The following is a 19,135-nucleotide window of genomic DNA, read 5'->3' on the forward strand; positions in this document are numbered from 1 at the left end:
TGTCCGGGTCCGCCTTGTAGCGAGCCGAGCACCGCAGGTCCGGCGAGGGCGAAGAGGCGCGGGTGTCTGAGCGCAGCGAGTTCCGCGCCGTCCCTCGGCGGACCGAGGAGCGCAGGGCACCGGCGCGCGGCGCCGGCTCGCGGATGGCGGCGTGTTTCTTTGGTTACTTTCTTTGCACGAGCAAAGAAAGTGACAAGCCCACTCTCCGCAGGGAAGCGACGGCGCCGACCAAGCACCCGGCGCCGCCGAACCGCCGTCAGCGCAGCCGGTCCAGCGCCTCGACCAGCTCATCGGCCAGCGGCGCGTTCAGCACATACGGACTCTTGCCGTCGTCCAGTGCAAACTCCAGCGAGGCCGCGTGCAGAAACAGTCGCTTCAGTCCGATCTGCTCACGAAGCCGCTTGTTGACCGCAGGATCGCCGTATTTGTCGTCACCGGCCACCGGATGGCCCAGATGCTGGGCATGCACGCGGATCTGATGGGTGCGGCCGGTTTCGATGCGCACCTCGCAGTACGAATGGCCGCCGCGGCGCTCCAGCACCCGGAAGTGACTGATCGATTCCTTGCCGATCGCATTGACCTGTACATGGCGCTCGCCGCCCTGGCGCAGGCCCACGTGCAGCGGCGCGTCGACGGTCATCACGCCGTCCGGCATGCGGCCGGCCAGCAGGGTCAGATAGCGCTTGCGGATGCCGGCGCCGTGGTCTTCACGCAACAGCGCCTGCAGTTCGCTCAGTGCCGAACGCTTCTTGGCCACGATCAGCAGGCCCGAGGTGTCGCGATCCAGCCGATGGACCAGCTCCAGTGTCTGTCCCGGGCGCAAGGCGCGCAGGGTCTCGATGGCACCGAAGCTGATGCCGCTGCCGCCGTGGCTGGCCACGCCGGAGGGCTTGTTCAGGGCCAGCAGCCGGGCGTCCTCGAAGACGATGGCCTGCTCCAGGCGGCGCATGAACGCCTCTGGCGGACCGGCCTTGTCTCCTTCCTCGCTGAGACGGACCGGCGGCACACGCACCTCATCGCCCGCCTCCAGCTTGCGCTCGGCCTTGGCGCGGCCGCCGTTCACCCGAACCTGCCCACTGCGCACCAGCTTGTACACCAGACTGCGCGGGGCTCCCTTCAGCTGGCCGAGCAGGAAGTTGTCCAGGCGCTGGCCGGCGCGGTCGGCGGGAACGGTGATCATGCGCACGGAAGGCTTGTCGCCAGCGGGTTTGGTCGGGTCTTGGGCGGTCATCAGGCTGTTTATTCTGTTACACTCGGGGGGCGAGATAAGGGATTGATTTCGTTGGAAGTTACTCAGGGCCAGAAGCCCAGCTTCCGACGAATCCGGCACAGTGCGCGACCACCGCCCGCGGGGCGGCCATGTTAGCGGCTCACCGGCCTTCCCGGCCATCGCCGGATGCCTGACACGCAACCGTGCTGAACATGTCCCGCGTGGCGCTCCAGCCTGGCTGACAGCTGCCTGCGGCCCTGCAACACCCAAAAACCCATAAGAGTGAAGCGCTCCCGCGGCCTGCCGTGGTGTCGTAGCGCTGGAAACCCAAGCCGCCCTCCCCGCGCTTGCGCGAATGGGCGGCGAGCCGTGTCCAGAGGCGAAACCCCATGGCGTTCCGCGCGGTAGCCGCTTGCGAGGAACGCAACAATGAAGCGAATGCTGATCAACGCCACGCAGGCTGAAGAGCTGCGTGTTGCCATCGTGGATGGCCAGTCGTTGTATGACATCGACATCGAACAGCCGTCGAAGGAACAGAAGAAGTCCAACATCTACAAGGGCCGGATCTTCCGCATCGAGCCCTCGCTGGAAGCCGCCTTCGTCGAGTATGGCGGTGGCCGCCATGGCTTCCTGCCGCTGAAGGAGATTTCCCGCGACTACTTCCAGGCCGGTGTCGACCACAACAAGGCCGGTATCCGCGAGCTGCTGAAGGAAGGCCAGGAGATCGTTGTCCAGGTCGACAAGGAAGAGCGTGGCAACAAGGGCGCCGCCCTGACCACGTTCATCTCGCTGGCCGGCCGCTACATGGTGCTGATGCCGAACTCGCCCAGCGCCGGCGGTGTGTCCCGCCGCATCGAGGGCGAAGACCGTGCCGCGCTGAAGGAGGCCCTGGACAAGCTGAACATTCCCGACGACATGGGGGTGATCATCCGCACCGCCGGCGTCGGTCGCGATGCGGAAGAGCTGCAGTGGGACCTGGACTACCTGCTCAACGTCTGGCGCGCCATCGCCGAAGCCGCACTGAGCAAGCCGGCCCCGTTCCTGATCTACCAGGAATCACGCCTGATCGTGCGCGCCCTGCGTGACTACCTGCGCGCCGACATCGGCGAGATCCTGGTGGACACCGAGGAGATGTACGAGCACGCCCGCGAGTTCATGCAGCAGGTGATGCCGCAGACCCTGCGCAAGCTCAAGCACTACAAGGACGACATCCCGCTGTTCAACCGCTTCCAGATCGAGTCGCAGATCGAAGGTGCCTACGAGCGCAACGTGCGCCTGCCGTCGGGTGGCTCGATCGTGGTCGACCAGACCGAAGCACTGACCGCAGTCGACGTGAACTCCTCGCGCGCCACCAAGGGCAGCGACATCGAGGACACCGCGTTCCAGACCAACCTGGAAGCGGCCGAGGAAGTGGCTCGCCAACTGCGCCTGCGCGACCTGGGCGGCCTGGTGGTGATCGACTTCATCGACATGGCCTCCAACAAGCACCAGCGCGAGGTCGAGAACCGCCTGGCCAACGCGCTGAAGTACGACCGTGCCCGCGTGCAGGTCGGCCGCATCTCGCGCTTCGGCCTGCTGGAAATGAGCCGCCAGCGCCTGCGCCCGAGCCTGGGCGAATCCAGCCAGATCGTCTGCCCGCGTTGCGACGGCCACGGCCGCATGCGCAGCGTCGAGTCGCTGTCGCTGTCGATCATCCGCGTCGCCGAAGAGCACGCGATGAAGGAGAACACCGGGCAGGTGCTGGTCCAGGCGCCGGTGGAGATCGCCAACTACCTGTTGAACGAGAAGCGCAGCGCCCTGCGCGAGATCGAGCAGCGCCACGAAGCGCCGATCGTGATCGTCGCCGACGAGCAGCTGCACACCCCGCACTATGCCGTCACCCGCCTGCGTGAGAACGAGCTCGGTGAAGAGAGCAGCAAGCCCAGCTACCAGCGCGGCACCCCGCGCAAGCTGCCGGTGCACGCCCTGACCAAGGGCCAGCTGAACATCCCGCCGCCGGCCGTGACCCAGGTCAAGCACACCTCTCCCGCCCCGGTGCGCGAGGAAGCGGCTCCGGCTGCAGCCGCTCCGGCTCCGGTCGTGGCAGCGCCAGTGGCGCCGGCTTCGAGCGGCGGCGTGATCGGTTGGCTCAAGCGCGTGTTCGGTGGCGAGCCGGCACCAGCGCCGGCTCCGGCCGCCCCGGCTCCGCGCCAGCAGCAGGACGGTGGTCGCAAGGACCGCAACAAGGATCGCAACAAGGATCGCAAGGACCGTCGCGACGAAAACCGTGGCAACGGTGGCAACGGTAACGCGCAGCAGCAGAAGGATGGCGGCAACCGCAAGGACCGTGGTGAGCAGCGCAACAAGGACGGCCGCAACGGCAACAACGGCAATGCCCAGCAGCAGCCACAGCAGGGCAGGCAGAAAGAACCGCAGCAGAAGGATGGCCAGCAGCAGCCGCAGCAGCAGAACAAGCCGCGCAACGAGCAGCAGGGCCAGAACCAGAACCAGAACCAGCCGAAGCTGAAGCAGCCCAAGCAGCCGCGCCAGCAGCAGGACGGTGACAAGCCGGCCGAAAAGCCGCAGCGCAGCGCCGCCGAGCTGCCGGCCGAGGCCGTGGCGGCAGCCGTAGCCGCTACGGCCGTCGCTGCCAACGTCGTGACCGCGCAGGAAGCCACTGCGCCAGTGGCGCCGGTTGCACCGGCTGCCTCCGCTCCGGCGGCAGTCACTGCACCGGCCGACAGCACTGCCAACGCCGCCAATGAGGCCGAGGCGATTGCCGTGACCGGTGAAGAGGCTGCCCTCGACGCCAACGGCGAGCAGGCCGGTGAAGGCGCAACCCGCCGCCGCCGTGGCCGTCGTGGTGGCCGTCGCCGCCGTCGTGGTGGCGCCGAGAACGCTGCCGGCAGCGATGGCCTGGGCGATGATCAGGACGACGCGGACGACGGTGATGACACCGATGCCGCTGATGTCGCCGGGCAGAGCAACGACAGCGTTGCCGGGACCACTCCGGTGGCCGCGGCACAGCCGGCGCGTTCGCAGCCGGAGTTCGAATTCGATGACGAAGCCGAACCGACCGCTGCCGAAGCCGAGAAGCCGGTCCGCGCCGCCGCCGCTGCTGTCGCCGCACCGGTCGCGGTGGTGAGCAGCGCCGTGATCGACGCTCCTGCACCGGTCGTGGCGAAGGTACAGGCTCCGGTCGAAGCCGTCGCCAAGGCCGAACCGGCGGCGTCGCCGGTGCAGACCAGCATGCTTGATGCCATCGACGCTGCAACCCCGGCCCAGCCAGCGGTAGCGGCAGCCCCGGCGGTCGAAGCGAAGCCGGTGGTGGTTGAGGCTGCCCCGGTCGCTGAAGCCACTGCGGTGGTCGAAGTGAAGTCGGCCGTGGCCGAGGCCGAGGCTGCTGCGGTCGTGGAATCGAAGCCGGAGATCGCTGAAGCCGCTCCGGCGGTCGAAGCCAAGCCGCTGGCCGTTGAGGCTGCCCCGGTGGCGGAAGCCGCTCCTGCATTTGAAGCCAAACCGGTCGTCGAGACCGCACCGGTCGCCGAACAGCCGGTCGCGCCGGTGGCAGTTGAAGCCGCACCGGTGGAAGCTGCGGCCCCGGTTGCCAATGCAGTGGTGACACCGTCGATCGATCCGGTCGCCGATGGCCACGCCGATGCGGCAGCCCAGGCGGCCGAAGCCAAGGCCGACGAAGAAGATGAAGAAGGCGCCAAGCGCACGCCGCCGGCGAACTGATCGCGCTTTGATCGCGTGAAAAAACGGCGGGGATCGATGATCCCCGCCGTTTCTGTTTGTGCGCCGGGCGCGTGCAGCGCTCTGGCAGAGGCCAACCCTGGTCGGCGCCGTTGTTGGAGCGAACGCGGACACGTCCGTGCCAACCAAGGGTGGCACCTACCAGGACATCAGTGCGCCGGAGCGAATTGCAGGCGGGTCCACACGCCATAATGGTCCGAGGCCCAGCGACCGCTGTCATCGGGCTGGTCGAACAGGAGCTTGGCCTCACGTGCGACCATCGCGTCCTGCTGGAAGAAGATGTGGTCGATCCGCGAGGCCACCGGGTAGTAGTGCCTGTTCAGCGTACTGACCCCGGCCAGGTCGGTGTTGACGTGCACGCTGCCGTAGCTGTCACCGTAATGGCTGCGCAGCTCGCTCAGGTCACTGGCATCGACCAGCGCGTTGAAGTCGCCCGCGATCACCACCGGTGCGCCGGCCGAGGTGCTGGCGATGAAGCGCAGCAGGTCCTCGACCTGGGTGCGACGGATGCGCTGGCCATTTTCGTCGCTGCGCTCGTTGAAGTGGGTGGCATAGACGTTGACCGCCTTGCCGTCCACATTGATGCGCAGATGGGCGACCGTCCGGTAGTCGTCCAGCGGCTGTAGCAGGTGCTCACCCTGGGCGAGGATCGGTCGCCGGGTCAGCAGCGCATTGCCGTAACGTTTCGGCGCACCCACCGGATCGGTGGACACGAACACGTACTTGTAGCCGAGTTGGCTGGCCAGCCACTGCGCCTGGTTGCGCACGTTGCGGCGCTGGATCACCTCCTGCAGGGCAACCGCATCCGGCTGCAGGCGCTTGAGCTCGGCCAGGATGGTGCGGCGGCGGCTCGGCCAGTCCTCGCGGTCGTGATGCAGGTTGAAGGTCACCATGCTCATGCCTGGTGCGCTGGCGATGTCAGCCGCTGTCGCGGCGGTTGGCACGGCTGCCATCACGGCACCCGGCAATGCCAATGCAATGGCCAGTCCCAGGGCACGCACGGCCGTGCGCACCCTTCCCCCCTGCTGCTTCATCGTTACTGCCCCTTGCGCTCGGCGCGGCGCACCGCGCCCGGTACATCGATCTCGACCCGCGCCGGCAGCTGGTGCACGTGCAGTTCCCTGTCGGTCCATTCGGCCGCTTCGCCGTTGATGGTCGCCTCGCCCGGATCACCGGCGTACGGCCACGGCAAGACCACGCCACCGACCGGTGGCACCAGGCCCGGCTGCACCTCCAGCACCAGCTGCTTGTCGCTGCGCTGCAGGCGGTAGTTGAGCTGGCCCTGCGGCGTGCGCAGGCCCTGCACAGCGATGCCGTCGCCCTGCAGCCAGGCGGTCGGAATGCCGGCGGCCAACACCAGCGCATCGTCCATGTCACGGCTGTAGGCGAACATGTCCAGGGCCGAGCGCACGAAGTCCGAGGCGACCCAGGCATGCGGCAGGTCACCGACGAAGAACGGCTTGCGCGGCGTGCGCGAGACCACTTCGGCCCACTGGTTCCAGGCCTGCGGCGCACGGTCCTTGAAGAAGAACTCAGTCGCCTGCCAGGCGCGATCGCGCCAGCCAAGGCGGACGAAGGCGGCCACGTTGCGCCACTCGTAGGGCGTGTAGTCCTTCCACTCGCGCTTGCCGTCCCGACGGGCCACGAATTCCTTCCAGTAGCGCTCGAAAGTGGCATCAAGCGCCTGCTGCGGAAGGCGCCCCTGTTCACCGCCCGGAGCCAGCGCGATGGTTGTCGAGGTCGCATCGAAATCGCCCAGTTCGGCCGAGCCCGGCAGGTAATCGATGTTGTGCTGCTGCATCGCCGACAGCAGCGAGGCCTGCAGGTCATCACGGAACTGGTCACGCGATTCGGCAATCTGCATGGCTTCGACCTTGCCCAGCTGGGCCGCCAGCGATGCCGCATCCTTGTAGCCGCGCAACGCCCAGAAATTGTCCCAGTACGAATGCATCGGCTTGGCCGAATAGCCTTCGTGGCTGATCGACGCCGGCATCATCCCGTAGAACGCCGGATTGCGCGTCCGATTCTCGTCCGTGCGCTCGCTGGCGCGCAGTTGTTCCATGTAGTTGTAGGCGCCCTGCACATGCGGCCACATCAGTTCGGCGAAGGTGCTGTCACCGGTATAGCGCCCATACTCGGCAATGCTGTAGATCAGCTCGCCATGGCTGTCGTTCTCCGGCACCGGATCGCTGCCACGGGCATCGACACAGCACGGCACCTTGCCATTCTCGAACTGATAGGGCGCATACCAGTTGATGTAATCACGCACCGCATCACTGCGCCCCATGCGCAGAAGGCCCTCTGAAATCATCGCGCCATCGCGGATCCAGCTGCGTGCGTACGAGCGCGTGCCCGGCTGCAGGCGCGGGCCGACCCGCGAGATCAGCATGTGCGCCACGGCGGTGCGCAGGGTATCGACCAGTGCCTGGCCCGCAGCCGGTACCTGCAACGAGACCACCCCCAGCTTCTGCCGCCACTGCTCTGCGACCTGCGCCTGCGCCTTGGCCACATCCAGCGCCTGCGGCGCCCAGCCTCCGGTCTGTGGCAACACCACCGCCACTTCTCGGCTCTGGCCAGGCTCCAGCCTGATCGTATACAGCAGCGCACCGGACGCCATGCCGGTGCTGTCCTTCACCGCCGTGCTGGCCGGGTATTTCCCGGAGGCCAGATGCATCGCGTCGAGCTTGCCATCGAACGTGCTGGCGAAGCGCGCATCCGGCACTTGCAACGGATAGATGCGCGGCTCACCGTTGATGCGCACCAGCTGTTCGCCCACATCCAGCGCATCGATGCGACTGAAGCCGCCGACGGTGTTGAGGAACTGGGTCGGCGGGTTCACCTGCCACGGCCGGATCGCCAGCGCCAGGGTGTACTCGTGCGCCACCTTGTCCGGATTGCTCAACCGGTAGCGACCGATCAGCTGCGCGCGCTCCGGCGTGCCCTGCACGAAGCTGGTTACCGCCAGGCCGGCCTTCTCATGCACCCAGTCGACATTGGCGATGGGCAGGTAGCGATCCTGCAGCGACTGGGTGATGGCCACCTTCGACCAGTCCAGCAACTTGCCGTCCACGCGGATGAACGGCTCGATGCTGAAACTGCCCTTGGCCGGTTCCAGCGCACCGTCCTCGCTGATCAGTGCCTGCTCCTGGCCGCCATCGAGGCCGAGCAGGGTCCAGTACGGCTGTTCGCCCACATATGCGCGCGGCAGCGAGCCGCGCGGCAGGTCGGCCGCCACCGAGGACAGGAATGCGTTCGGCGTGGCCGCGAACGCCAGCGGCTTGAGCGTGATGTCACGGATGCCATAGCGCCAGTTCGGGCCATCGTGCAGATCGAAGCGCACGTAGCGCGCGTCGGTATCCGGCAGCGCCAGCCAGTCGCGGCCGCCCGCACCGCCGGCCACCTCGCGCACGGTGCGCCAGTCCCGGCCATCCTCGGACGTACGCACGGTGTAGCGATTGGCTTCCAGGTTCGGCAGCCAGTCAATCACCGCACCGCCGATCTCGCGGCTCTTGTGCAGGTCCAGGCTGATGGTCTGCTGCTTGACCCCGCCACTGATCCAGAACGTATCGCTCTTTCCGTCAATCATCCGGTCCTGCAGCGCGGTGGCGGTGTCGGCGATCACCGATGGCACCAGCGCCGAATCATCCTGCGGCGGCAGGCCCTGCAGGGTCAGCTTGTCGAAGCACACCGTGCCACGGCCGCCGACCTTGCTGTAGATCGTGAACTCGACCGCAGCGCTGCGCGCCATCTCCTTCTCCGGCGACGGCCCCCACGCCTTGTCGATCTGGCGACGGCGGTATTCGACCGGCGTCCACGCCTTGGGGAAGCTGTAGCCCGGGTGATTGACCCACCAGACATTATCGCCGCTGGCATCGATCAGCTTGAACTGCAGGTCGTTGCCCGGCGAATCTCCCCGCAGCTGGAAGCCGAAGCGGTAGTTGGCCGGGTACTCGATGCCCAGCGCGCGGCGGATGCCGACGTAGCCCGACACCTTGTGGAAATCGTAGTCCAGGCACAGCGCGCGGCCGCCACCGGCACCGCTCACCGGCCGCAGCGAACCGCTGACCTGGTCGGACAGCACCAGCTTCCAGGCGCCGATGTCGTCGAAATCGTCCAGTACCTTCGGCGCCGGCAGTGCCGGTGGTGCGGCGATCGCCAGGGAAGTCCACAACAGGCCCAGTCCAACGGCGATCGCTCGCTTCATCCCTTGACGCTCCCCAGCAACAGACCTTGGATGTAGTAACGCTGCAGCACCAGGAACAGTGCCAGCACCGGAACCACGGTGACGACCGCGCCAGCCATCATCATTTCCACGTCCATGATGTGCTCGCGCGAGAGGGTGGCCAGCGCCACCGGCAAAGTGTAGTGCTCCTGGTCGGTCAACACGATCAGCGGCCACATGAAATCGTTCCATGCACCCATGAAGGTGAAGATCGCCAGGGTCACCAGTACCGGCTTGAGCATCGGCAGCACGATCTGGAAGAAGATGCGCAACTCCCCCGCGCCGTCGATGCGCGCCGCTTCAAGCAGCTCGTCCGGGATCGAACGCGCGTACTGGCGCACCAGGAAGATGCCGAACACGCTGGCCAGCGCCGGCACGATCACCCCGCCAAAGCTGTTGACCAGGCCCAGCTGCTTCATCAGCAGGAACAGCGGCAGCATCGCCACCTGCGCCGGAATCACCAGTGCTGCCATCAGCACCTGGAACAGGCGTTCGCGGCCAACGAAGTTGAGCTTGGCGAAGGCGTAGCCGGCCATGGTGTTGAGCAGCAGCGAACCCAGCGTGATAGCCAGCGACACCAGCAGGCTGTTGGCGAAGTTGCCGCCCATGCCGGTGCGCGCGAACAGCTCGTGGTAGTTGTGCGTGGTGATGCTCGAAGGCAGCAGTGGCGGCGGGAAATGACTGGCCTCACCCTGCGGCATGAACGAGACCGAGAGCATCCACAGCAGCGGTGCAAGGCTGACCAGGGCCAGCACCAGCAGCGCACCATTGATCATCCACGGATACCAGCGCGACTGGCCGATTTCACGACTCATACCAACTGCCTCTTGCGGCCGAAACGCAGCATCACGGTGGTCACCGCCAGGATGATCAGGAACAGCAGGAACGCTACAGCCGATGCGCGTCCCAGGTTCCACCACTTGAAGCCTTCCTCGAACATGAAATACAGCACGCTGACGGTGCTCTGCAGTGGATCGCCGCGGGTCATGACGTACGGCTCGGCGAACAGCTGGAAGTAGCCGGACACGGTGATCACCCCGACCACCAGCAGTACCGGGCCGAGCATCGGCAGGGTGATGTGCAGGAACTGCTTCCAGCGCGAAGCACCGTCGATGCGCGCGGCTTCGTACAGGTCATGCGGGATCGCCTGCAGGCCGGCGAGGAAGATCACCATGTTGTAACCGAAGTTCTTCCACACCGCGAACAGCATGATGGTCGGCATTGCCCAGTTGGGATCACCCAGCCAGTCGATCGGACTGATGCCCAGGTGGCCCAGCCCGTAGTTCACCAGGCCATAGCTGGTATGGAACAGGTAGCGCCAGATCACCGCCACCGCCACCAGCGTGGTCACCACCGGCGCGAACAGTGCCGTACGGAACAGCGCCTTGAAGCGCGCGGCCGGTGCGTTGAGCAGCATGGCCGCGCCCAGCGACACGCCGATCGACAACGGTACGCCGATCAACACGAAGTAGGTGGTGTTCCACAGCGACTTCCAGAACATCGGCGTCTGCAGCAGGTCGATGTAGTTCCCCAGGCCGACGAAGCGCAGGTTGCTGCTGTCGGCCAGTGCATAGAGGTCGAAGTCAGTCACGCTCAGCGCCAGCGCCGAGGCGACCGGCAGGCCGAAGAACACGCCCAGCACGATCAGCGAGGGGCCGGCGAAGATCCAGCCGGCCAGCGAAGTACGTTTCATTGCGCGCTCCCGGCGGCCACTGCGCTGCTCGAGCGCGGCGACGGCGCGCGCTCCTGCAGGCGTTGTTGTTCATGCATCCAGCGGCGCTTGGCCAGCACCTTGTCCACGCGCTGGTCCAGTTCGGCCACGGCCTTGTCCTGCGGCAGGCCACCGCGCACGACCTTCTCGGTGACAATGCGCATTTCCTGCACGATGCGCTCCCATTCGAGCACCTTCGGCGTCGGCTTGACCCGCTCCAGCTGATCACGGAACGCGGCGGCCAGTGGATCGTTGGCCAGCGACGGCGCGTTCCAGGCACTGCGGCGCGGCGGCAGATCGCCGATGATCGAATGGAAGCGTGCCTGGATTTCCGGGCGCGACAGGAATTCGATCAGCTTCCAGGACGCCTCCTTCTGCTGCGATTTGCGGAAGATCACCAGGCTGGTGCCACCGGCGATGCCCGCGCCCGGACCGTCCGGCCCCGGCAGCGCAGCGGTGCCCCACTGCCCTTCCAGTTCCTTCGGCTGCAGTTTCTTGAACTCGCGGATGTTCCAGGGACCGGAGATGTAGAACACGTTGAAGCCGCGGAAGAATTCATCCCAGACGTTGGAGATCTGTGTCTCGGACATCTTCGGCGCCCAGCCCTGCTCGAACATGTTGGCGTAGAAGGACAGCGTGCGGCGGAACCCCGGGCTGGCGAAATTGCCGCGGGTATCGTCGTCGCGCAGCAGCGGATCGGGCTGCTGCAGGGCCAGCGACAGCTGCTGCTCGAACTCATTGATCGGCATCAGCACCGCGTAGCGGTTCGGGCCCTGCATGCGCTTGATCGCCGCCATCTGCTCCTCCCACTCCGGCCACGTGCGCGGCGGGTGGTCGTAGCCGGCCTTGGCCAGCAGGTCCTTGCGGTAGTAGATCAGGCGCGTATCGACGTACCACGGCACGCCGACCAGCTCACCGTGGATCACGTTGGTGTCCCAGATGCCCTGGAAGTAATCTTTCGGGTCGACCACGGTGGAGCGCTGCACGAACGGCTGCAGCGGGGTCAATGCATCGAGTTCGGCGAACTCCGGCACCCAGGTATTGCCGAGCTGGCACACGTCCGGCAGTCCGTCGGCAGCGAACGCGGTCAGCAGCTTTTCGTGCGCGGCGGTCCACGGGATGTTCTGCACATCCACCTTGATGCCGGGATTTTCGGCCTCGAACTCGTGGATCAGCTCGCTGACCACCTCGGCTTCGCGGCCCATCGCCCAGAAGCGCACGGTGGTGGTGCCCGGTTCGGTGCGGGCGCAGCCGGCCACGGCCAGGGCGGCCAGGGCAGGCAGCGCCCAGCGGCGCAGGCGGTCGATCCAGTTCGGCATCGGGTTACTTGCCCTGGCCTGTGGTGCGGTTGGCATTGTTCTTCTGTTCCTGCGCGGCAGCCGCGCGTGATTCGGCGATACCCACCGCGCGTGCTGCCGCGGCCTTTTCGTCCTTCTGCAGTTCCAGCGGCTGGAACGACCCTTCCGGCGCCAGCCAGCCGCCGCTGAATCCGGCCCGCTCCAGGCCCTTGCGGATGTACGGATTCTTCTTCATCACTTCCCAGACGAAGTCGTTGCGGTAGTTGGCGATCATGGTCAGGATCGGCCCCTGGTCGATGGCGATGTAGTCGCTGGCGACCCAGCCGCGATCCGGCACCAGGCGACCGGTCTTGATCGGGATGTCATAGTTGAAGCTGGGATTGAACGAATCCAGGAAGCCGTAGCTGGAATAGATGTAGTCGCCGTAGCGCTTGTGCATTTCCAGCGTGGCCGGGATCACCTGCTCGGGCGCGAACACCACCGAGGCGATCGCCGCAGTCGGGGCAATGGTGCCGTCATCGAAGTTCTCGCGCAGGCCGGCGCCGCGCGAGGAGTAATGGCGGAACTGGCGCTGTTCGCCGCGGTACTCCTGCGTGGTGTTCTGCGGGCCATCACTGGCGGTCAGGCCCCAGACGTTCTCGCCATAGTCCTTCCACTGCATCGGGTTGGCGATGGCGTATTCGCGCTGGGCCAGCGCGGCCGAGCGGCTGTTGAGGAAATAGGTGCTGCCGCGCTCGCGCATGTACGCGTCCTGGATATCGCGGAAATCGATCCAGACGTGGCTGTACTGGTGGCCGAACAGCGGGCCGAAGGAAAGGTATTCCTGGCCCTGGTAGACACCCCAGTCGTTGTCATAGGTGCGCGTCCACACCGTCCACGCGTCCGGGCTGACCGGGTGCGTGGGCGAGCCCAGGGCGAGGATGTAGACCATCATCGCCTCGTTGTAGCCCATCCAGTCGTGGTCGATGAAGCCGCTCTCGGGGAACCAGCCCATCGAGATCAGCGGTGCACGCTGCTGCAGCCACGGCCAGTCGACCTTCTTGTACAAGGTATCGGCAATCTGGCGGATTTCCTTCTCGCGCGGATCGTCACCGTCGTAGTACGACTGCGCGAACAGCACGCCCATCATCAGCAGTGCGGTATCCACCGAGGACAGTTCGACCCAGCTGTCGTAGCGACGGCCTTCCTGCATGTCCAGGAAGTGATAGTAGAAACCCTTGTAGCCCGCCTTGCCGGTGCGCTGCGGGCCCATCGGCACGTCGCGGAAGAATTTCAGGGTGGTCAGGGTCCGGTCGATCGCCTGGTTGCGGCTGACCCAGCCGTTCTCGATACCGATGGGATAAGCGGTCAGCGCGAAACCCACCGACGCGATGCTTGCGAACGGCCGCGACGGATAGCGGTCCGGGGTTAGGCCATTGATCTCGTTGGTGGTGTCCCAGAAGAACTGGAAGGTGCGGCGCTCGATGTCATCGAACAGCGGCGGCAGCTCCGGCTTCATCGGCCGCGGCGGTGCATCGGCCTCGATCAGGATCACCGGCGGACGCGGCTTGGCAGGCTCCTGCTGGGCCGGCTGGCAGGCGGCGACGGCCAGGCTCAACGCTGCCGCGGACAACAGATGGCGTGCCTGCATGGCGCGGTTCCTCCGGTGGTCTGATCGATGGGAAAGCATACCGTCCAATGATCTGAAATCGTTTACAAGATGCGCTCTTAAAAAACCACGAAAAACGTGGTTTGACACCGCGATCATTGCCCACGCCGCTGCCCCCTGCCCGGCAGCGGCGTGGGCAATGGACCGGCACGGGGCCGGCCATTGCCGTTCTCACACAATCGATGCCGCCGGCGGACCGGCGGCATCGGATACAGCAACAGGCGGCGCCGCTTAGAAGCGGAAGCCCACTTCGGCCTTGACCTGGCGCGGAGTGCCGATGATGTCGCCGGTCTCGTTGTAGCTGGCCTGCAGCTTGCCGTTGGTCTTGACGTAGTTGTAGGTGGAGAAGTTGTCGAAGTTGAACACGTTGATGATGTCCAGGCGGGCGTACAGCTCGGTGTTGCCCGCCAGCTTGAACGTCTTCGTCGCCTGCAGGTCGACCGAACGGTAGCCGAAGATCTTGCCACCCACCAGGAACTTGCCGGTTGCGTTGGGCACGGCCGCCTGCGGGGTCGGCAGGGTGTAGCCGCTGGCCTGCATCACCGGGTACCAGTCGTTGACGGCGGTCGGGGTGGCCAGGGTGATCTTGCCGCCGAAGGTGATGCCCCAGAAGCCCGCGTACGAACCGGTCACCACCAGGCGGTGGCGCGGTGCGCCGTTGGAGCGGATGGTCGGGTAGTCACCGATCAGACCGCGATCAAAGGCGTACTTCTCGTTGATGTCGCGGTTGTGGCGCGCGGTGGTCCAGGTATAGGCGATCGAGGTGCCCCAGCCGCTTTCCTTGGTGAACGGCTTCTGCGCCGACAGCAGGACCTGGGTGGCACGGGTCTTGATGCCCTGCTGGCCGATGATCAGGCTGCCGAAGCCCGGTACGTTGCAGCTCCAGGCCTGGCTCAGGCCCGGGGAGGTGCCACCGCACAGGCGCGGATCATCGAAGAACTGGCCGGTCGGATAACGGTTGCCCAAGGTGAAGGCGAAGCCGTCGTAGCTCAGGGTACGTGCGATGGTGGCGTCGGTCAGCCAGTCGCCGATCTGGTTGCTCATGCCCAGGCTGAACTGGTCCGAGTACGGCGCCTTCAGCTTGTTGTTCAGCAGGTCCACTTCCAGGCCGGCATTGCTGGTCGCGCCGACCAGTGCCTGCAGGTTGCCGATGCCGTTGAGCAGGTTCGGGTTCCAGTCATAGCAGGCAGCCTGGCCGTTGATGCAGGCGCCGGTGGCCGGGTTGCGGAAGTAGATGGTCGGCTGCGGCAGGGCCAGCTTGGTGGTTTCCAGCTGCAGGTTGTCGAACAGGTCGCGGTCGTAGGAACGACCAGCACCACCATGGATCACGTGCTGCTCGTCGGCATTGATGTCATACGAGAAGCCCAGGCGCGGCTGCCAGGCATCCTTGAATGCCTTGCGGTTGTGACCGTTGCTGATGTAGTCGCTGATGTCCAGGCCGCCCAGTGCCAGCGAATCGGCATAGGTCTGGCCGGCGGGAGCGCGCGGATCCTGCGAATAGATGGCGTCGACCACCTGCTGCGGGGTCACGAAGTCCAGGTAGGACGGGGTCTTTTCGTAGTCCCAGCGCAGGCCGATGTTCAGCTGCAGGTGATCGTTGACCTGCCAGTCGTCCTGGATGAACACGCCGTACTGCTTGGACTTCGAACGCACTTCGCCGGACACGCCGGTCACGCCGGTCACCGGCTTGACGAACTGCGCCTTGTACGGAATGGAATCGGGGAAGTCCGGATCGCCCAGCGAGTAGGTGAAGGTCGGATTGATCTGCGCCGCATCGGATGCGTACAGGTCGATCTGCTTGTACTTCACGCCCATCTTGATGGTGTGGTCACCGGCCCACTGGATGCCATCCAGGGTCAGGTTGTCTTCGATCGACCAGCCCTTCTGGCCCTTCACCTGCGAATCCAGTGCCGAGGCGCCACCGATCTTCACGATGGTGCGGTCTTCGGGGCCGTCCGGTGCGGTGTAGGTGATGCCGTTGGCCAGCGTCAGCGGCGTCGGGTTGTTGAACGAATCCTCGTGGGTGACCATCAACTCGTTGTAGTAGCGCTCACCGCTGTGGTTCCAGCGCAGGGCGTAACGACGGTCGGTGTTGACCACTTCACGGCCGGCTTCCGGCGAGGTCTGGCCACTGAACTGCGACTGGGTTTCGTCGCGGTCCTGGAAGGTCAGCTCGATGCGATCGTTGTCGGTCGGCTCGAAGTCGATCTTGCCGAAGATCAGGTCCTGCTGGAACGGCTGGCTGGCCGGGCCAAGGCCGGCGGCGCCGGCCGGCGGCAGCAGGCCGGCAGCGCCGGTGACCGCGCCATCCGGCGCGATGGTGACCGGCAGGTCGAAGCGCTTGGCTTCGTAGGTCACGAAGAAGTGCGCCTTGTCCTGGATGATCGGGCCACCCAGGGCGAAGCCGTATTCCTTCTCGGCCGAGACCATCTTCTCCTTGCCACCCTGGCGCTCGGCCGGGGTCTTGGCACGCATGTCTTCATCGGTGTAGCGGTAGAACGCCTCACCCTTGAACTCATTGGTGCCGGACTTGGTCGCAGCCGTCACGGCGGCGCTCGACACCTGGCCATACTCGGCCTTGTAGTTGCCGCTGATGACCTTGTATTCGCCGATGGCCAGCTGCGGGAACGGGTTACCGGCGCTGCCGGACTGGCCGGCCACGCCGCCGCCCTTGACGTAGCTCTTCTGGCCGACGCCGTCGATGTAGACGTTGGTGCCATCTGCATTGGTTGCGCCGCCGCGCAGCGAGGTGTTGCCCTTGGCATCGCGGGTGAAGATCAGGCCCGGCACCGCGTCGGCGAACTCCAGGAAGTTGCGCGACACCTGCGGGGTGGTCTGGATCTGCTGCAGGCTGACGGTCTTGCCAACTTCGGAGGTGCGCACTTCCTGCAGCAGGGTCGGCGCAACAACGTTGACGGTGTCCAGGTTGGTGGCCGCGGTCGAGCCCGGGGTGCTGCTGGCTGCGCCAGCGAAGTTCAGCGTCGCGGTCGAAGCCACGGTGACGGTGACCTTCTGGGTCTGGCCGTTGGCGACCACGTTGTACGTGCCCGGATCCAGGCCCATCAGCGAGTAGCTGCCGTCGGCGCGGATGGTGCCACGGCGGACGGTACCGGTGGCGACGTTGGTGGCGGTCACTTCGGTGCCGGCCTGGGCACCGGCAACCTGGCCGCGCAGGCTGGCGTTGGCCGACTGCGCCATGACGTTCGGGGCGGCAGCCAGCATCAGGCAGCTGACCAGAGCGGTGCTCAGCAGCCGGCGCGCCGGCATGCGGAAGGTGGTATGCATCATCAACTCAATCTCCGGGTGGCGGTAACCGCTTGCGCGGTCCCTGCGATCAGTCAAAAAAAGAAGAAACGCCTCTGGCTTCAACGGCCGGATGGCGGAGTGGTGGAATCGCGAACAATCAAGCGGGGAACCAGGGTCTGCTTGTCCCCTGCCCCATCCGTGGAGGTGCCGTCCATCAACTGCATCAGGCGCGTCATGGCCCGGTCGCCGAGCTCGGCGATGCTGACCTGCATGGTGGTCAGCGACGGGTGGACGAAACGCGCCAGTGGAATGTCATCGAAACCCGCCAAGGCCACATCGGCCGGGACGCGGACCCCTGCCTGCGTGAACGCATACAGGCAGCCCAGGGCCATCATGTCGTTGGCGGCGAATACGGCATCGGGCAGCGCTCCGGCTGCCAGCAACTCCTGACCGGCACGATGGCCGGAAGCTTCGTCGAAATCACCGGGCAACTCGATGCCTTCGGCGCCACCGCCAGAAGCCGCCAGCGCGTCACGGAAGCCGCGCAGGCGCTCGCGCGCGTCGAAGTTGAGGTCCGGACCAGAAATGAAGGCAATGCGGCGGTGGCCGGCATCCAGCAGGTGGCGGGTCATCGCCATTGCGCCGGCGTGGTCGTCGATGCTCAGCACCGGGTGGTCCTGCCCGGGCAGATAGGTGTTGATCAACACCGTCGGCAACGACTGCGGCAGGTTGTCGGTCAGGAAGCCCGGGCTCTCGGCATAGGGCGAAAGCACCAGCAGGCCGTCGACGCGGCCGCGCATGGCACGCAGGGCGGCGCCCTGCTGTTCCTGGTCACCGTGGTAGCTGGACACCAGCAGGTGCTGGCGGCGGTTGCGGGCCACCCCGTCAATGCCGCGCATCAGCTCGGAGAAGAACTCGCCGTACAGGTCAGGCAGCACCACGCCCACCGTATTGGTGCGGCGGCTGCTCAGGCTGCGGGCGGCGGCGTGCGGGGTGTAACGCAGCCGTGCGGCCACCTCCAGCACAAGCTGGCGGACCGGTTCGGCGACATTTTCATGCCCGTTGAGCGCGCGGGAAACCGTGGCCACGGAGACCCGGGCTTCGCGTGCGACGTCTTTGATTGTGATAGCTGCCTTGTTCACGAAGCCGCCCTCCACGGCTTGGACCTACCAGCATTGGCGCGGAATGTAAGCGTTTCCATCCAGGCTTGTAAACAGTCCGTTAGGCGAATGTCCCGAAATGGACATGAAAACCTGTCCGTGGCGAGGCCATGAAGGACCCGCCAGGACAGCGTGGGACAAGGGCTCAGCCCTGTTCTGACGGGGTCTGCGCGCGGATGGACAACGCGTGGATATCGGTCCCCATCATCGACCCCAGCGCGGCATAGACCGCGCGGTGCCGGGCAAGCGGCCCCAGCCCGGCGAAGCGCTCACTGACCACATGCACGTTGAAATGGCCGCGCCCGTCGCGCGCACCGGCATGGCCGGCGTGACGATGGCTATCGTCCTCGATCTCCAGCACGCTCGGCGCCAGCGCCTGCTGCAGCGCATCACGGATCCGCTCGATCCGTTCCGCGTTCACGGCAGCACCTTGCGGAACGGGCGGACCTGCACGCGGGTGTAGACGCCTGCAGCCACGTACGGGTCGGCATCGGCCCAGGCCTGGGCCTGCGGCAGCGACTCGAACTGCGCGATCACCACCGAACCGCTGAAACCGGCCGGGCCCGGGTCTTCACTGTCCACCGCCGGGCACGGCCCGGCCAGCAGCAGGCGTCCCGCGTCGCGCAGCGCATGCAGCCGCGCCAGATGCTCCGGCCGCGCCTGCAGCCGCTGCGCCAGCACATCCTGGCCGTCATACCCTTCGATCACATACCACACCGGCATTTCCTCGCTTGCATTGTCGGGTCCGCCGATTCTAGCCAATGCAGCCCCTGCCCCGGTCCGGCTGGACACTGGCGCAGCAAAGGCTTACCCTAGACTCCATTGCACGTGGCTGGATGCAGCAGCCCGTTGGTTTCTGCGGCCACGCAGCCCCCGACGACAGATCCGCTGCTTCAAACCGGACC

General features: G+C 66.0%; 12 protein-coding genes. 1 reads left to right on the forward strand and 11 read right to left on the reverse strand.

Annotated elements, in window-relative coordinates:
* Positions 1-256: 256 nt before the first annotated feature.
* Entirely contained in the window at positions 257-1,231 is a 975-nt protein-coding gene (locus ACEPA4_RS13230; protein ID WP_031269982.1) for an RluA family pseudouridine synthase, read from the reverse strand.
* Between the two features lie 408 nt (positions 1,232-1,639).
* Between ACEPA4_RS13230 and rne the strand changes: the two genes are divergently transcribed.
* The gene (rne, locus tag ACEPA4_RS13235; protein ID WP_262090804.1) at positions 1,640-4,927 is read left to right on the forward strand and encodes a ribonuclease E; all 3,288 of its coding nucleotides are present in this window, start codon (positions 1,640-1,642) and stop codon (positions 4,925-4,927) included.
* A 167-nt stretch (positions 4,928-5,094) separates the two neighbouring features.
* Here the strand turns inward: rne and ACEPA4_RS13240 are convergent, their stop codons facing one another.
* From ACEPA4_RS13240 to ACEPA4_RS13285, 10 genes are all read right to left on the reverse strand, one after another.
* Positions 5,095-5,979 carry an endonuclease/exonuclease/phosphatase family protein gene (locus ACEPA4_RS13240; protein WP_032954315.1) on the reverse strand — a complete coding sequence of 295 codons (885 nt, stop codon included), beginning with the start codon at positions 5,977-5,979 and terminating at the stop codon, positions 5,095-5,097.
* Positions 5,980-5,981: 2 nt separating this feature from the next.
* Positions 5,982-9,149 (reverse strand): discoidin domain-containing protein, encoded by a 3,168-nt coding sequence (locus ACEPA4_RS13245; RefSeq protein WP_262090805.1) that lies wholly within the window; start codon positions 9,147-9,149, stop codon positions 5,982-5,984.
* Positions 9,146-9,982, reverse strand: a complete 837-nt coding sequence (locus ACEPA4_RS13250; protein ID WP_005417620.1) for a carbohydrate ABC transporter permease — start codon at positions 9,980-9,982, stop codon at positions 9,146-9,148. The genes ACEPA4_RS13245 and ACEPA4_RS13250 overlap by 4 nt, the downstream gene beginning before the upstream one ends.
* Positions 9,979-10,860 (reverse strand): carbohydrate ABC transporter permease, encoded by an 882-nt coding sequence (locus ACEPA4_RS13255; protein WP_005410323.1) that lies wholly within the window; start codon positions 10,858-10,860, stop codon positions 9,979-9,981. The genes ACEPA4_RS13250 and ACEPA4_RS13255 overlap by 4 nt, the downstream gene beginning before the upstream one ends.
* The gene (locus ACEPA4_RS13260; RefSeq protein ID WP_053497855.1) at positions 10,857-12,197 is read right to left on the reverse strand and encodes a sugar ABC transporter substrate-binding protein; all 1,341 of its coding nucleotides are present in this window, start codon (positions 12,195-12,197) and stop codon (positions 10,857-10,859) included. Before ACEPA4_RS13260 ends, ACEPA4_RS13255 begins: the two co-directional genes overlap by 4 nt.
* Positions 12,198-12,201: 4 nt before the next feature.
* Entirely contained in the window at positions 12,202-13,806 is a 1,605-nt protein-coding gene (locus tag ACEPA4_RS13265; RefSeq protein WP_005417626.1) for a glucoamylase family protein, read from the reverse strand.
* A gap of 249 nt (positions 13,807-14,055) precedes the next feature.
* The gene (locus ACEPA4_RS13270; RefSeq protein WP_049414530.1) at positions 14,056-17,112 is read right to left on the reverse strand and encodes a TonB-dependent receptor domain-containing protein; all 3,057 of its coding nucleotides are present in this window, start codon (positions 17,110-17,112) and stop codon (positions 14,056-14,058) included.
* A gap of 77 nt (positions 17,113-17,189) precedes the next feature.
* Positions 17,190-18,227 (reverse strand): LacI family DNA-binding transcriptional regulator, encoded by a 1,038-nt coding sequence (locus ACEPA4_RS13275; protein WP_005417630.1) that lies wholly within the window; start codon positions 18,225-18,227, stop codon positions 17,190-17,192.
* 148 nt (positions 18,228-18,375) lie between these two features.
* Positions 18,376-18,651 carry a BolA family protein gene (locus ACEPA4_RS13280; RefSeq protein ID WP_374082871.1) on the reverse strand — a complete coding sequence of 92 codons (276 nt, stop codon included), beginning with the start codon at positions 18,649-18,651 and terminating at the stop codon, positions 18,376-18,378.
* Positions 18,648-18,947: a YciI family protein gene (locus tag ACEPA4_RS13285; protein WP_005417634.1), complete on the reverse strand. Its 300-nt coding sequence runs from the start codon at positions 18,945-18,947 to the stop codon at positions 18,648-18,650. The genes ACEPA4_RS13280 and ACEPA4_RS13285 overlap by 4 nt, the downstream gene beginning before the upstream one ends.
* Positions 18,948-19,135 lie beyond the last annotated feature (188 nt).

It is taken from the genome of Stenotrophomonas sp. P2112, from assembly GCF_041897515.1.
Lineage (GTDB): Bacteria > Pseudomonadota > Gammaproteobacteria > Xanthomonadales > Xanthomonadaceae > Stenotrophomonas > Stenotrophomonas sepilia.

Bases quoted from the DNA above. Each gene is read 5' to 3' on its own strand.
- ACEPA4_RS13230 (WP_031269982.1), bottom strand. From the start codon at position 1,231: ATGACCGCCCAAGACCCGACCAAACCCGCTGGCGACAAGCCTTCCGTG.
- rne (WP_262090804.1), top strand. From the start codon at position 1,640: ATGAAGCGAATGCTGATCAACGCCACGCAGGCTGAAGAGCTGCGTGTT.
- ACEPA4_RS13240 (WP_032954315.1), bottom strand. From the start codon at position 5,979: ATGAAGCAGCAGGGGGGAAGGGTGCGCACGGCCGTGCGTGCCCTGGGA.
- ACEPA4_RS13245 (WP_262090805.1), bottom strand. From the start codon at position 9,149: ATGAAGCGAGCGATCGCCGTTGGACTGGGCCTGTTGTGGACTTCCCTG.
- ACEPA4_RS13250 (WP_005417620.1), bottom strand. From the start codon at position 9,982: ATGAGTCGTGAAATCGGCCAGTCGCGCTGGTATCCGTGGATGATCAAT.
- ACEPA4_RS13255 (WP_005410323.1), bottom strand. From the start codon at position 10,860: ATGAAACGTACTTCGCTGGCCGGCTGGATCTTCGCCGGCCCCTCGCTG.
- ACEPA4_RS13260 (WP_053497855.1), bottom strand. From the start codon at position 12,197: ATGCCGAACTGGATCGACCGCCTGCGCCGCTGGGCGCTGCCTGCCCTG.
- ACEPA4_RS13265 (WP_005417626.1), bottom strand. From the start codon at position 13,806: ATGCAGGCACGCCATCTGTTGTCCGCGGCAGCGTTGAGCCTGGCCGTC.
- ACEPA4_RS13270 (WP_049414530.1), bottom strand. From the start codon at position 17,112: ATGATGCATACCACCTTCCGCATGCCGGCGCGCCGGCTGCTGAGCACC.